The 13,664-nt window shown below is 63.0% G+C and carries 13 protein-coding genes; 12 read left to right on the forward strand and 1 reads right to left on the reverse strand.

Annotation, left to right across the window (positions count from 1 at the left end; all coding sequences use genetic code 11):
- The 5 genes from IGS55_RS23850 (at position 1) to IGS55_RS23865 (ending at position 3,950) form a co-directional block, all read left to right on the forward strand.
- Entirely contained in the window at positions 1-819 is an 819-nt protein-coding gene (locus tag IGS55_RS23850) for a DUF3025 domain-containing protein (protein ID WP_230518269.1), read from the forward strand.
- A gap of 1 nt (position 820) precedes the next feature.
- Positions 821-1,810 (forward strand): Gfo/Idh/MocA family protein, encoded by a 990-nt coding sequence (locus IGS55_RS23855; RefSeq protein ID WP_230518268.1) that lies wholly within the window; start codon positions 821-823, stop codon positions 1,808-1,810.
- A gap of 11 nt (positions 1,811-1,821) precedes the next feature.
- A complete protein-coding gene (locus IGS55_RS23860; protein ID WP_230518267.1) occupies positions 1,822-3,036 on the forward strand; it encodes an MFS transporter in 1,215 nt (404 codons plus the stop codon).
- Entirely contained in the window at positions 3,036-3,161 is a 126-nt protein-coding gene (locus tag IGS55_RS27920) for a hypothetical protein (RefSeq protein ID WP_268991989.1), read from the forward strand. Before IGS55_RS23860 ends, IGS55_RS27920 begins: the two co-directional genes overlap by 1 nt.
- Positions 3,162-3,458: 297 nt before the next feature.
- Positions 3,459-3,950 (forward strand): REP-associated tyrosine transposase, encoded by a 492-nt coding sequence (locus IGS55_RS23865; RefSeq protein ID WP_230518266.1) that lies wholly within the window; start codon positions 3,459-3,461, stop codon positions 3,948-3,950.
- Positions 3,951-4,059: 109 nt separating this feature from the next.
- On the opposite strand, the gene recG is transcribed toward IGS55_RS23865, so the two are convergent.
- Positions 4,060-6,162, reverse strand: coding sequence for an ATP-dependent DNA helicase RecG (gene recG / locus IGS55_RS23870; RefSeq protein ID WP_230518265.1), 2,103 nt, complete (start codon positions 6,160-6,162; stop codon positions 4,060-4,062).
- Between the two features lie 178 nt (positions 6,163-6,340).
- On the opposite strand from recG, the gene queA reads away from it, so the two are divergent.
- From queA to IGS55_RS23905, 7 genes are all read left to right on the forward strand, one after another.
- The gene (gene queA / locus IGS55_RS23875) at positions 6,341-7,396 is read left to right on the forward strand and encodes a tRNA preQ1(34) S-adenosylmethionine ribosyltransferase-isomerase QueA (RefSeq protein WP_230518264.1); all 1,056 of its coding nucleotides are present in this window, start codon (positions 6,341-6,343) and stop codon (positions 7,394-7,396) included.
- Between the two features lies 1 nt (position 7,397).
- Positions 7,398-8,537: a tRNA guanosine(34) transglycosylase Tgt gene (tgt, locus tag IGS55_RS23880; protein ID WP_230518263.1), complete on the forward strand. Its 1,140-nt coding sequence runs from the start codon at positions 7,398-7,400 to the stop codon at positions 8,535-8,537.
- A gap of 196 nt (positions 8,538-8,733) precedes the next feature.
- Positions 8,734-9,066 (forward strand): preprotein translocase subunit YajC, encoded by a 333-nt coding sequence (gene yajC, locus IGS55_RS23885; protein WP_034745505.1) that lies wholly within the window; start codon positions 8,734-8,736, stop codon positions 9,064-9,066.
- 96 nt (positions 9,067-9,162) lie between these two features.
- A complete protein-coding gene (gene secD / locus IGS55_RS23890) occupies positions 9,163-11,028 on the forward strand; it encodes a protein translocase subunit SecD (protein ID WP_230518262.1) in 1,866 nt (621 codons plus the stop codon).
- 90 nt (positions 11,029-11,118) lie between these two features.
- The gene (secF, locus tag IGS55_RS23895; RefSeq protein WP_230518261.1) at positions 11,119-12,141 is read left to right on the forward strand and encodes a protein translocase subunit SecF; all 1,023 of its coding nucleotides are present in this window, start codon (positions 11,119-11,121) and stop codon (positions 12,139-12,141) included.
- Between the two features lie 75 nt (positions 12,142-12,216).
- On the forward strand, positions 12,217-12,966 hold the full coding sequence (locus IGS55_RS23900; protein WP_230518260.1) for a hypothetical protein: 750 nt from the start codon (positions 12,217-12,219) through the stop codon (positions 12,964-12,966).
- The gene (locus tag IGS55_RS23905; RefSeq protein WP_230518259.1) at positions 12,963-13,664 is read left to right on the forward strand and encodes a helix-turn-helix transcriptional regulator; all 702 of its coding nucleotides are present in this window, start codon (positions 12,963-12,965) and stop codon (positions 13,662-13,664) included. Before IGS55_RS23900 ends, IGS55_RS23905 begins: the two co-directional genes overlap by 4 nt.

Raw genomic sequence — 13,664 nt, forward strand, 5'->3', positions numbered from 1 at the left:
ATGCTGCCATCGATAGACTGGACCCGCCCCTGGTTTGCCACGGTGCTGCCGGCGCGACGGCAGCTGGACCTGCAGCGCGACACGGTGATTGCCGCGCTCAATGGACGGGCGCGGGCGCTGGACTTGCGCAATCCATCGGGCCTGCCGCTGGCCTTCGTGCCGCAAGCGGACCTGCCCGAAGGCGTGGCCTATGAAGAGTTCATCGGCGCGACGGGCGGCGTGCCCACGCGCGACAATCTGCACGATTTTTTCAACGCGCTCGTGTGGCTCACCTTCCCCCGCATCAAGCGCCAATTGAATGCGCTGCAGGCGGCGCAGATCGCGCTGTCGGGCGTGGGCAAATCGCGTGGTCCCGCGCGCGATGGCGCGACGATTTTTGACGAAAATTCCGCCTTGCTGGTGCTGCGTGATGGCGACGCGGGGCGCGCGCTGGACGCGGCCTTGCGCGGGCACGACTGGCGCGGCGCGTTCATTGCGCAGCGCGAGAAATTTGGCGCGGGCGGCGATGCCGATGTCTGGCTGTTTGGCCACGCGCTGATGGAAAAACTGGTGGCGCCGCGCAAGGCCATCACGGCGCACACGCGCGTGATCTTCGCCGGCGACGCCTATTTCACCCTGGACGATGCGGCACGCCGCGCCTGGCTCGACGAGCGGGTGGCGCAAGACCTGGCGCAGCAAGGCCTCACCACGGCGGACTTCACGCCGCTGCCGGTGCTCGGTTTGCCCGGCTGGTGCGAAGGCCAGGACGACGATTTTTACAATGACGCGGCGGTGTTCCGCCCGAAGCGCAAGGTGGCTGGCGCAGAAAGAGATCAATAGCATGGAAAACACCGTCCGCTGGGGCATCCTCGGCACCGGCAAGATCGCCCGCGCGATGGCCAATGGCTTGCGCGATGCGCCCGGCGCGCAACTGGTGGCGGTCGCCTCGCGCAGCAGCGCCGGTGCGCAGGCCTTTGGTGCCGAATTCGGCATCGAACATTGCCACGGTTCCTACCAGGCGCTGGCCATGGACCCCGGCGTTGACGTGATCTACATCGCCACACCGCACACCCTGCATGCGGAAAATGCCTTGCTGTGCCTGGCCGCCGGCAAGCACGTCGTATGCGAAAAACCGTTCACCATGAATGCGCGCGAAGCGCAGGCCGTGGTTGACATGACGCGCGAGAAAAAGCTGTTTTTGATGGAGGCCATGTGGAGCCGTTTCCTGCCCGCCGTGCAGGAAGCGCAACGCATCATCGCCAGCGGCGAAATCGGCGTGCTGCAACAAGTGCAGGCCGATATCGGCTTTGTCGCCAACTTCCCGCCCGAGCACCGCATGTTCAATCCGCAGCTGGGCGGCGGCGCATTGCTCGACGTGGGCATTTATCCGTTGTCGATGGCGGCCTTCTTCCTCGGCCCCGTATCGCAGGTGCAGGCGCTGGCCGAGATGGGCGCCACCGGCGTCGATGAACAGGTCGCGTTCTCGCTGCTGCACGCTGGCGGCGGCACCTCGTCCTGCGCCTGCAGCCTGCGCGCGCAAACGCCGACGGAAATGACCATTTCCGGCAGCCTGGGACGCATCCGCCTGCCCAGCCGGTTTTACAAGCCCGACCACCTGATCGTCGAGACGGTGGATGGCGAACGCCGCGTCGTCGCCGCGCCCCACCTGGGCAATGGCTATGCGCATGAAGCCATCGAGGCGATGCGCTGCATCCGCGCCGGCTTGCTGGAAAGCCCCCTCATGCCGCATGCCGACAGCGTGGCGCTGATGCGCAACCTCGACACCATGCGCGGCCAGATCGGCCTCGTCTACCAAGCCGACCAGGCGTGAACAGGAACCCCATGACATTGCACTCATCCCGTCCCAGCCTGAAAACTGTCCTCATCGCCAGCGGCGTCGTCCTGACGCTGGCGATGGGCGTGCGCCACGGCCTGGGCTTCTGGATGCAGCCGATTTCGCAAGCGAATGGCTGGACGCGCGAAACGTATTCGCTGGCGCTGGCCATGCAAAACCTGATGTGGGGCGTCTTCGGCCCGTTCGCCGGCATGGCGGCCGACCGTTTCGGCACCATGCGCGTCGTCATCGTCGGCGCCATCAGCTACATGACGGGCCTCGTGTGGATGGCGCTCGTGACGCAGCCCACTCTGTTCATCGTCGGTTCCGGCATTTTCATCGGCCTGGCGCTGGCCTGCACGGCCTTTGGCGCCATCAGCGGCATCATCGGCCGCAGCGCGCCGCCCGAGCAGCGTTCGTGGGCTTTCGGCATCTCGTCGGCGGCCGGCTCGTTCGGCCAGTTCCTCATGATGCCCGTGGAGCAGCAGCTGATCTCCGCCGTGGGCTGGCAAAACGCCTTTTATGTGCTGGCCGCGCTGGTGCTGCTGGCGATGATCCCGATGGCCTTCTACCTGCGTGAGCCGCCTGTCTCGCACGCCAGCGGCCCGCAGCAAAGCGTGGGCGCCGCCTTCAGCGAAGCCATCGCCAGCCGCTCGTTCTGGCTGCTGCTGGCCGGGTATTTTGTCTGCGGTTTCCAGCTGGTCTTCATCGGCGTGCACTTGCCGGCCTACCTCAAGGACCAGGGCCTGATGAACCCGAACGTCGCCGTCACGGCGCTGGCCCTGATCGGCCTGTTCAACATCGTCGGCTCCTACTACGCGGGCAAACTCGGCGGCAAGATCGCCAAGCGCTACCTGCTGTCTGCCATCTACGTGACGCGCGCCGTGGTCATCACCGCGTTCCTGCTGGCGCCATTGTCGGCATGGTCCGTGTATCTGTTCGCCGCCGGCATGGGCGTGCTGTGGCTGTCGACCGTGCCGCTGACGAACGGCATCATCGCCGGCATTTTCGGCGTGAAGCATCTATCGATGCTGGCCGGGATGGTGTTCTTCTCGCACCAGGTGGGCAGTTTCCTCGGTGCGTGGCTGGGCGGCTATCTGTACGAGCACCAGGGCAGTTACCACATCGTGTGGATGATCACCATCGGCCTGGGTCTGCTGGCCGCGCTGATCAACCTGCCCATCGACGAGCGCGCCGTCAAGCGCGTGGCGGTGGCCGCGTAATGGCCAACTGGCGTACATGGCTGTGGCGCCTGGCTGGCGCCGCGCTGCTGGCCATCGTCTTCCTCGCCTATCTGCGGCCCGACTTCATGCTGGACCTGGCGAACCGCTTCTGGATGTGCATGTAGGCTGCGCGGGCGCAATGTAGTTTGCGAAAAGTCGGATTACGCTACGCTAATCCGACCTACCCGGCCTGCCGCCACGCATATCGCGTAGGTCGGATTAGGCCGAAGGCCGTAATCCGACAACACCCGAAAATAAACAATACCAACGGCGCTTAGGCCGAAGGCCGTAATCCGACACCACCCGAAAATAAACAATACCAACGGCGCTTAGGCCGAAGGCCGTAATCCGACACCACCCGAAAATAAACAATACCAACGGCGCTTAGGCCGAAGGCCGTAATCCGGCAACACCTTGAAACCATGCGATACCGACGCGCATCCCAGCCAGGCGGCAGTTTTTTCTTCACGGTGGTGACGGCTCATCGCCGCCCCATTTTTTCTTCGGCAACAGCTGTGGACTTGCTGCGTGACGCATTCAGCGCCGTGCGCCATCAACGGCCATTCGCTATCGACGCTATCGTCATCCTGCCCGATCACCTGCACTGCATCTGGACCCTGTCTGAAGGCGATGCCGATTTCATGACGCGCTGGCGCTTGATCAAGACGTGGTTCAGCAAGCGCTGCGATCTTGAAAATGTCTGGCAGCAGCGGTATTGGGAGCATGTCTTGCGCGATGAGCGCGACTTCGCCAAGCATGTCGATTACATCCATTACAACCCCGTCAAGCATGCTCTTGTGAGCAAAGCCATCGATTGGCCGTATTCCAGTTTTCACCGGTATGTAAAGCAGGGATGGTGTGCCGCGGATTGGGGCGGCGATGGTGTGGATGTGGCGGGTGTTGGGCGGGAGTAGGCGGGGTCAACAATGTTGTCGGATTACGCTACGCTAATCCGACCTACCGTTTGCGTCATGAGTAGGTCGGATTAGCGCAAAGCGCGTAATCCGACATGCAATGTAAGACCTACACCTTCAAAAATTCCTCTTTCCCACCCAGCCAGCGCGCCAGGTGCGCTTCCACGGTGGCTGCGGCGGTGGCCGTGGTGGCGTGCAGCAGATCGTGCGCCACGTCGCGGGCCTGGTCCACCAGCCATTGATCCGTTTCCAGGTCGGCGAAGCGCAGCATGGCCTGGCCGGACTGGCGCGCGCCAAGAAACTCCCCGGGGCCGCGGATTTCCAGGTCGCGGCGGGCGATTTCAAAACCGTCCGTCGTTTCGCGCATGGTCATCAAACGCTGGCGCGCCACGCCGCCCAGGGGGCCCTGATACAGCAGCAGGCAGACGCTGGCCGCCGAGCCGCGGCCCACGCGCCCGCGCAGCTGGTGCAGCTGAGACAGGCCGAAGCGCTCGGCGTGCTCGATCACCATCAGCGAGGCGTTCGGCACGTCGACGCCCACCTCGATGACGGTGGTGGCTACCAGCACGTGGATATGGCCGGCGATGAAAGCGTCCATCACTTCCTGCTTTTCCGCCGGTTTCAAGCGGCCGTGCACGAGGCCCACTTGCAGCGCGGGCAGGGCTTCGGCCAGCATCATGTAGGTGTCGGTGGCCGTCTGCAGCTGCAGCGCTTCCGATTCCTCGATCAGCGGGCAGACCCAGTACACCTGCCGGCCTTCCAGTGCGGCCGCATACACGCGGGCGATAACTTCGTCGCGCCGGTTCTGGTCGATGGCGCGCGTGACGATGGGGCTGCGGCCCGGTGGCAGTTCGTCGATCACCGACACTTCCAGGTCGGCGTAATACGTCATGGCCAGGGTGCGCGGGATGGGCGTGGCCGACATCATCAACTGGTGCGGCACGGCCGCGCTGTCGCCCTTGTTGCGCAGGGTCAGGCGCTGGCCCACGCCGAAGCGGTGCTGCTCGTCGACGATCACCAGGCCCAGTTTGGCAAACAGCACGTTATCCTGGATCAGCGCATGCGTGCCGATCACCAGCTGCGCTTCGCCCGATTCGATCAGGGCCAGCGCGGCCGTCTTTTCCTTTTTCTTCAGGCTGCCCGTCAGCCACGCCACCTTCACGCCCAGCGGCTCCATCCAGGCGGCGATCTTGCGGAAGTGCTGCTCGGCCAGGATCTCCGTGGGCGCCATCAGCGCGGCCTGGTAGCCGCTGTCGATCGCCTGCGTGGCCGACAGGGCGGCGACGACCGTCTTGCCGCTGCCGACGTCGCCCTGCAACAGGCGCTGCATCGGATACGGCTGGCGCAGGTCGGCGCGGATTTCCTCGAGCACGCGCGCCTGTGCGCCCGTCAGCTTGAAGGGCAGGGCGGCGCCGAAAGCGTTCGACAAATTGCCGACGATGGGTAGCGATGCGGCGCCCTTCGAGCGGCGCGCGCGCTGGGCGCGTTTCAGCGACAGCTGCTGCGCCAGCAGTTCATCGAACTTCATGCGCACCCAGGCCGGGTGCGAGCGGTCCATCAGCGCGCTTTCATCGATGTCCTGCGGCGGATAGTGCAGCAGGTGCACGGCGGCGCGGAATGGCGACAGCTGCATCTGGCGCAACAAATCGTCAGGCAAGGTGTCCTGCCAGTCGATGCGGCGCATGGCGTCGGCGATTTCGCGCCGCAGCACGTGCTGCGACAGGCCTTCGCCGGACGGATACACGGGCGTGAGCGCCGTGGGCAGGGGCGCGCCCTCGTTGACCACCTTATACGTCGGGTGCACCATCTCGGCGCCGAAAAAGCCGTGTTTGAGTTCGGCGCGCGCGCGCACGCGCGTGCCTTCGGCCAGCTGCTTGACCTGGCTGCCGTAGAAATTCATGAAGCGCAGCAGCAAATTGCCCGTTTCGTCGGCGATCGTCACCAGCAGCTGCTTGCGCGGCTTGAAATTGACTTCGCATTTGGTGACGACACCCTCGACCTGCCACGACTCGCCGCCGCGCAGGCAGGCGTCGCGTATCGTGTAGACCTTGGTTTCGTCCTCGTAGCGCATCGGCAGGTGCAGCACCAGGTCCATGTCCGTGCGCAAGCCCAGTTTGGCCAGCCGGCTTTCCGTGCTGACCACTTTTTTGACGGCTTTCGGCTTGGTGGCCGGCTTGGCTGCGGGTGGAAGATCGGGCTTGGGTTCGGACATATCGGAGATTTTTGTGCCGCTAGCGTAAAATAGAGGGTTGTCCGGCACACCCTGTGCGTACCGCAGTCGTAAATTGTTGCGGCGGATTATTGTAATGCCTGTATAGGCGCACAGTATAGTGCCAGATGTTCCATTGCGCACTCCTAATCATTTTTGACGTACTTTTGAAGCAAAACGCATGTATTCGCTTTCCGATTTCGATTTTAATTTGCCGCAAGAAAACATTGCGCAAACTCCATTGGCCGAGCGCAGCGCCTCGCGCCTGTTGCATCTGGACGGCGACGCTCTGGTCGACCGCCAGTTCGCCGACATCGTCGGGCTGTTGCAGGCGGGCGACCTGCTGGTGATGAACGATACGCGCGTACTCAAGGCGCGCTTCTTTGGCGTCAAGGAAAGCGGCGGCAAGATCGAGGCACTGGTCGAGCGCGTGCTCGATGACCGCACCGTGCTGGCCCAGGTACGCGCGTCGAAGTCGCCGCCGCCCGGTTGCCGCATCCGCCTGGCCGACGCCTTTGATGTGACGGTCGGCCAGCGCGCCGGCGAATTCTTTACCCTGCACTTCGAGGCCGACGTGTTCGAGCTGATCGAGGCGCATGGCCGGCTGCCGCTGCCGCCGTACATCGAACACGATGCGGACGAATTCGACGAGACGCGCTACCAGACCGTGTTCAACAAGGTGCCCGGCGCTGTCGCCGCGCCGACGGCCGGCCTGCATTTCGACCAGGCCCTGCTCGATCAATTGAAGGCCAAGGGCGTCAACTTCGCCTATGTGACCCTGCACGTGGGCGCTGGCACCTTCCAGCCCGTGCGCACGGAAGTGCTGGCCGAACACAAGATGCATACCGAGTGGTACACCATGCCGCAGGAAACCGTCGACGCCGTGCGTGCCGCGCAGCTGGCCGGGCGCGACGTGGTCGCCGTCGGCACGACCAGCCTGCGCGCGCTGGAATCGGCCTCGCAAAGCGGCCAGCTGGTGGCGGGCAGTGCCGACACGGCCCTGTTCATCACGCCCGGCTATGCGTTTAAAACGGTGACGCGTTTGATCACCAACTTCCATTTGCCGAAGTCGACGCTGCTGATGCTGGTGTCGGCCTTTGCTGGCTATGCGCCGATCCGCAGCGCCTACGCGCATGCGATTGCGCAGAATTACCGTTTCTTCAGCTATGGCGACGCGATGCTGCTCACCACGCAATCGCGCGCTGTGCTGAACCTTGATACTCCCGTGAAAGACTGACATGCTGGAATTTACATTACTCAAGACCGACACGAGCGGCCTGACCAAGGCACGCCGCGGCACCTTGAAACTCAACCATGGTGTCGTGCAGACGCCGATCTTCATGCCAGTGGGCACTTACGGCTCCGTGAAAGCCATGTCGCCGCTGGAACTCAAGGAGATCGACGCGCAGATCATCCTGGGCAATACATTTCACCTGTGGTTGCGTCCAGGTAACACCGTCATGGAAAAATTCGGCGGCTTGCACGGTTTCATGGGCTGGAACAAGCCGATTTTGACGGATTCGGGCGGCTTCCAGGTGTTTTCGCTGGGCGCCATGCGCAAGATCACGGAAGAGGGCGTGCATTTCAATTCGCCCATCAACGGCGATAAACTGTTCCTCTCGCCGGAAGTGTCGATGCAGGTGCAGCGCGTCTTGAATTCCGACATCGTCATGCAGTTCGACGAATGCACGCCGTACGAGATCCAGGGCCGCCCGGCCACGATCGAGGAAGCGGCCAAGTCCATGCGCATGTCCTTGCGCTGGGCGCAGCGCTCGAAGGACGAGTTCCACCGCGGTGAAAACCCGAATGCGCTGTTCGGCATCGTGCAGGGCGGCATGTTCGAAATGCTGCGCGACGAGTCGCTGGCCAAGCTCGAAGAGATCGACTTCCCCGGCATCGCCATCGGCGGCCTGTCCGTCGGCGAGCCGAAGGAAGACATGATGCGCATGCTGGCCCACGTGGGTCCGCGCCTGCCGGCCAACAAGCCCCATTACCTGATGGGCGTGGGCACGCCGGAAGATCTGGTGGCGGGCGTGTCGAACGGCATCGACATGTTCGACTGCGTCATGCCGACGCGTAACGCCCGCAATGGCTGGCTGTTCACCCGTTTTGGCGACATCAAGATCAAGAACGCCAAGTACAAGGAAGACCAGGCGCCGCTCGACGAGACCTGCAGCTGCTACGCCTGCCGCAACTTCTCGCGCGCCTACCTGCACCATTTGCACCGCTCCAAGGAAATCCTCGGCGCGCGTTTAAATACCATCCACAACCTGCATTACTACCTGGACCTGATGCGCCAGATGCGCGAAGCGCTGGACGAAGACCGTTTCCACGCGTTTACGCTGCAATTCCACGCGGAACGCGCACGCGGAACTTAAGAAAACCTTATCTGGCGCCCTGGCCGCAGCATGGCCGGAAGTTTTGTGTATTGGTGCTTGGACTGGGGCGATAAAGCATTGCATAATGCCTTTTTAGCCCCATTTGAAGCTGCCATGCCTGCAATTGGAGGCTTGGCGGATTGCCAATGCTAGAATACAGCGCTATTTTTTCAAACTGATTAGAACTGGAGTCACCGTGTTTTTCATTTCCAACGCTTATGCGCAAGCCCCAACCGACGCCCTGGGCCTCGGCGGCAACCTGACCAGCTTCTTGCCGCTGGTATTGATGTTCGTGGTCATGTATTTCCTGATGATCCGCCCACAGCAAAAACGCGCCAAAGAACAACGGGCGATGATGGACGCGCTGGCCAAGGGTGACGAAGTCGTCACCGCCGGCGGCATGCTGGGCCGTGTTGTCAAGGTAGTGGACGCTTACGTCACCATCGAAGTGGCGACCGGCACCGAAATCACGGTGCAAAAGAGCTCCATCACCACCTTGCTGCCTAAAGGCACCCTGAAGGCGCTGTAATTCCTCGCTGTCATTGCCAAAGCAATGATTGAACGGGGCGGCTACCCGCCGCCCCTCGCGACGCCTCCGACGCTCAACACTGAACGCTGAATCAATATGAATCGCTATCCTGCCTGGAAATACATCATCATCGTCGTCGCCTTATTGCTGGGCGCACTCTATACGGCGCCCAACTATTTCGGTGAGTCACCGGCGCTGCAAGTAACCAGCGGCAAGTCGACCGTCAAAGTGACGGGCGAGCTGATGACGCAAGTCGAGCAAATATTGACGAAAGAGAACGTCAAGTCGGAAGGTGTCACCATGGATGGCGCCGGCAACCTCGCCTCCGTGCGCGTGCGTTTCGCCGATCCCGATACCCAGTTCAAGGCGAAACTGGTGCTGGAAAAAGACCTGAACACCGATGCCAGCGATCCCGCCTACATCGTGACGGTCAATCTGCAAGCCAATACCCCATTGTGGATGCAGAAATTGCATGCCTTGCCCATGTTCCTGGGCCTGGACTTGCGCGGCGGCGTGCACTTCCTGATGCAGGTCGATGCGAAAGCCGTACTGAACAAGAAAGTCCAGGGCGTCCAGTCCGCCGCGCGTAGCGTGTTGCGCGACAAGAATATCCGCCACGCCGGCATCGAGCGCGTGGGCGACAGCGTCCAGATCAACTTCCGCGACGCGGAAACGCGCGTGAAAGCTAAAAATGTCCTGTCCGACCAGATGACGGAACTGGCGTTCGCCGATGCGGGCGAAGGCAGCGATTTGAAACTGAACATCACCCTGAAGCCGGCTGCCCTGAAGGCAACCATTGATGAAGGCGTGAAACAGAATATCTCCACCCTGTCCAAGCGCGTCAACGAGCTGGGCGTTGCCGAGCCGCTGATCCAGCAGCAAGGCCCTGACCGCATCGTGGTGCAATTGCCTGGCGTGCAGGACGTGGCCCGCGCGAAAGCCATCATCGGCCGCACGGCGACCCTCGAAGTGCGCCTGGTCGATGAGTCCATCGTCCCCGGCACCGAACTGTCGAGCGCCATTCCGTTCAACTCGGAACTGTTCACCGTCGGCAAGGGCGTACCTGTCGTACTGGCGAAAGACGTGATCCTGACGGGCGACTATATCTCCAGCGCCACGGCCAGCTTTGACCAGAACCAGCAAGCGGCCGTATCGATCGACCTGAACGGCGACGGCGGCCGCAAGATGCGCGAAGCGACGCGTGAACGCGTGGGCAAGCGCATGGCCATCGTGCTGTTTGAAAAAGGCAAGCCGGAAGTGCTGTCGGTCGCCACCATCCAGCAGGAACTCGGTTCGCGCTTCCAGATCACCGGCATGGGCGGCGCGGAAAACGCGAACGAACTGGCGCTGCTGCTGCGCTCGGGCGCCCTGTCGGCACCGATGACCGTCATTGAAGAACGTACGATCGGACCGCAGCTGGGCGCGGAAAACATCGCCAAGGGTTTCCACTCGACCCTGTACGGCTTCATCGCCATCGCCGTTTTCATGATCGCCTACTACATGCTGTTCGGCGCCTTCAGCGTGCTGGCCCTGGCCACCAACCTGCTGTTGCTGGTCGGCTTGCTGTCGATGATCCAGGTGACGTTGACCTTGCCCGGTATCGCCGCTATCGCGCTGGCGCTGGGTATGGCGATTGACGCCAACGTGCTGATCAATGAACGTATCCGTGAAGAGCTGCGCGCCGGCAATACGCCGCAAGCGGCGATCGCCGCCGGCTTCGACCGCGCCTGGGCCACGATTCTCGATTCGAACGTGACGACCCTGATCGTCGGCCTGGCGCTGCTGGCCTTCGGCAGCGGTCCTGTGCGCGGCTTCGCTGTTGTGCATTGCCTGGGTATTCTGACCTCGATGTTCTCCTCCGTGTTTGTCTCGCGCGGCGTGGTCAACCTCTGGTATGGCCGCAAGAAAAAGCTGACGACCTTGTCGATCGGTACGGTGTGGGTGCCGGGCGCCAGCAAATAAGCGACGGCCCCGACTCACCCAATAGCGTCAACAGCGATCGCGTCCGGTGGCACAGCCGCCGGACGCACAGAATAGAACTCAGAGGATTTCATGGAATTTTTCCGGATCAAAAAAGATATTCCCTTCATGCGCCATGCGTTGATTTTCAACGTGATTTCGGCCGTGACCTTCCTTGCCGCCGTCTTCTTCCTGGTGCACAAGGGCTTGCACCTGTCCGTCGAATTCAAGGGCGGCACCTTGATGGAGGTGAAATACCCCAAGGCGGCCAATCTTGAAGGCATACGCGGCACCCTGATCGCCATGGGCTACGAAGAGCCGGGCGTGACCAGCTTCGATACGGCGCGCGACGTGATGATCCGCCTGCCGGTGGAAAATGGCGTCAGCGCCGCGAACACCTCGCAGCGCGTGTTCGAATCGCTGTGCAAGGCCGAGCAGGGCGCGACCAAGGCCATCGACACCGTCACCGAAAAGGGCGAACATGTGCTCAAGAGCGCCTGCATGGACACCGCCGGCAATGAAGCGGTGGTACTGCAGAAGGTTGAATTCGTCGGCCCGCAAGTGGGCGAGGAACTGGCGCAGAACGGCTTGAACGCGCTGGTGGTGGTGATTATCGGCGTGATGATCTACCTGGCCATCCGCTTCGAATGGAAATACGCTGTCTCGGCCATTATCGCCAACTTGCATGACGTGGTGATCATCCTGGGCTTCTTCGCTTTCTTCGAATGGGAATTCTCGCTGACGGTGCTGGCGGCGATCCTGGCGGTGCTCGGTTATTCCGTCAACGAATCGGTGGTGATCTTTGACCGTATCCGCGAAAACTTCCGCAAGCAGCGCAAGGCTTCCGTGCATGAAGTGATCGACAACGCGATCACCAGCACCATTTCGCGTACCATCATCACCCACGGCTCGACCCAGATGATGGTGCTGTCGATGCTGGTCTTCGGCGGCCAGACCCTGCACCACTTCGCACTGGCGCTGACCATCGGTATCTGCTTCGGTATTTATTCGTCCGTGTTCGTCGCGGCCTCGATCGCCATGTGGCTGGGCGTCAAGCGCGAAGACTTGATCAAGCCGGTCAAGGAAAAAGACGAAACCGACGGCGCCGTGGTGTAAGCGCAGGGCTTTTTGCAGGTCGAATGAAGAACGATCACCGTTTGCGGTGGTCGTTTTTTTTTGTAACGGATGATGATGAAGCGTATTTTATTGATGGGCATGATGGCGGGCGTGACGGCGCTGGCCGACGCCGCCGATTTCAGCCGTGTCGATGCCGGCAGCATCGCCATGCGCGGCCCGATTGCCGAGGGCGACGTGGACAAGCTGCGGCTGCTGGCCGCGCCGGGCACCGTGCTGTTGCGCGTCAATAGCGACGCAGGCGATCCGCAGGCGGCGATGCAGCTGGGCCGCTATCTGCGCCAGCAGCAATGGCGTCTCGCCATCGACACGCTGTGCGCGGGCAGCTGCGCCCTGTATGTCTTCCCGGCCGCGCGGCACAAGCGCATTCCGGCCGATGCCGTGCTGGCGCTGCAGGAATCGGCGTTCCTGCGCGCGCAGGCGAGCCCGGCACAGATGCGCCGCACCCTGGCCGAGGCTGGCGTGGCGGCCGAGGATCTGAACGGTGAAACGGCGGCGCTGGCGGCCCGGTTGGCAGAGACGGCGGCGCAGGAAGCGGCGTTTGCCGCGGAGCTGGGTATCGCCCCCGCCTTTTACCGCGACTTCCGGCAGGTGGCGGCGCAGGCCGATAGCGTGCGCCAGCGCTTTCCCGACCAGGAGGCGGCCGTCTACTGGTGGCCAACCGCCGCCCGCCTGCGGCGCTGCTATGGCATCGCCGGCGTGGAGGAGGGGACGCGCGCGGCGCGCCTGCTGCCCGACGGCTATCTGTATGTGCCGGCCCTGTCGGCCCTCGTCATGGGCGACCAGGCTTTGCAGGCTTGTCCATGAGCCGCAGCGGCCGTTTGTTCCTGCTGATGGACGCCATGCGCGCCAGGCGCGTGCCCGTTACGGCGGCCCAGCTGGCGCAGCAGCTCGGCGTTTCCGAGCGCACGATTTACCGCGATATCCAGACCCTGGCCGAGTTGGGCGCGCCCCTGCAGGGCGAGGCCGGCATCGGCTATGTGCTGCGCCGCGGCGCCTTCTTGCCGCCACTGATGTTTGGCGCCGACGAGCTGGAGGCGCTGGTGCTGGGCGCGCGCTGGGTGCGCCGCCAGGGCGATGCGGGCCTGGCGCAGGCGGCCAGCAATGCCCTGGCCAAGATCGCGGCCGCCTCGCCGCGCGACTTGCGCGACAGCATGGCCGAGACCAGCTTGTGGGTGCCGCTGGGGCGTCCCGCCGATGGCACGCAGCCGGCCGACCGTTACGTGCAGCCCGTGCGCGAGGCGATCCGCTACGAACAGAAGCTCACGCTCGCCTATCAGGATGAGCACGGCAGCGCCACCTCGCGCACGGTGTGGCCGTTCGCCCTGGCTTTTTTCGAAGGCAAGCGCCTGCTGGCCGCCTGGTGCGAACTGCGCGGCGATTACCGGCATTTCCGCATCGACCGCATCGCCGACGTGCGGCAGCATGCGGAGCGCTATCCCACGCGGCGCCATGTGCTGCTTGATGCCTGGCGCAAAGCGCACGAGATTGACCCGGAATCCTGA

Source organism: Janthinobacterium sp. EB271-G4-3-2 (genome assembly GCF_020858035.1).
GTDB lineage: Bacteria > Pseudomonadota > Gammaproteobacteria > Burkholderiales > Burkholderiaceae_D > Janthinobacterium > Janthinobacterium aestuarii.

Bases quoted from the DNA above. Each gene is read 5' to 3' on its own strand.
- IGS55_RS23850 (WP_230518269.1), top strand. From the start codon at position 1: ATGCTGCCATCGATAGACTGGACCCGCCCCTGGTTTGCCACGGTGCTG.
- IGS55_RS23855 (WP_230518268.1), top strand. From the start codon at position 821: ATGGAAAACACCGTCCGCTGGGGCATCCTCGGCACCGGCAAGATCGCC.
- IGS55_RS23860 (WP_230518267.1), top strand. From the start codon at position 1,822: ATGACATTGCACTCATCCCGTCCCAGCCTGAAAACTGTCCTCATCGCC.
- IGS55_RS27920 (WP_268991989.1), top strand. From the start codon at position 3,036: ATGGCCAACTGGCGTACATGGCTGTGGCGCCTGGCTGGCGCCGCGCTG.
- IGS55_RS23865 (WP_230518266.1), top strand. From the start codon at position 3,459: ATGCGATACCGACGCGCATCCCAGCCAGGCGGCAGTTTTTTCTTCACG.
- recG (WP_230518265.1), bottom strand. From the start codon at position 6,162: ATGTCCGAACCCAAGCCCGATCTTCCACCCGCAGCCAAGCCGGCCACC.
- queA (WP_230518264.1), top strand. From the start codon at position 6,341: ATGTATTCGCTTTCCGATTTCGATTTTAATTTGCCGCAAGAAAACATT.
- tgt (WP_230518263.1), top strand. From the start codon at position 7,398: ATGCTGGAATTTACATTACTCAAGACCGACACGAGCGGCCTGACCAAG.
- secD (WP_230518262.1), top strand. From the start codon at position 9,163: ATGAATCGCTATCCTGCCTGGAAATACATCATCATCGTCGTCGCCTTA.
- secF (WP_230518261.1), top strand. From the start codon at position 11,119: ATGGAATTTTTCCGGATCAAAAAAGATATTCCCTTCATGCGCCATGCG.
- IGS55_RS23900 (WP_230518260.1), top strand. From the start codon at position 12,217: ATGAAGCGTATTTTATTGATGGGCATGATGGCGGGCGTGACGGCGCTG.
- IGS55_RS23905 (WP_230518259.1), top strand. From the start codon at position 12,963: ATGAGCCGCAGCGGCCGTTTGTTCCTGCTGATGGACGCCATGCGCGCC.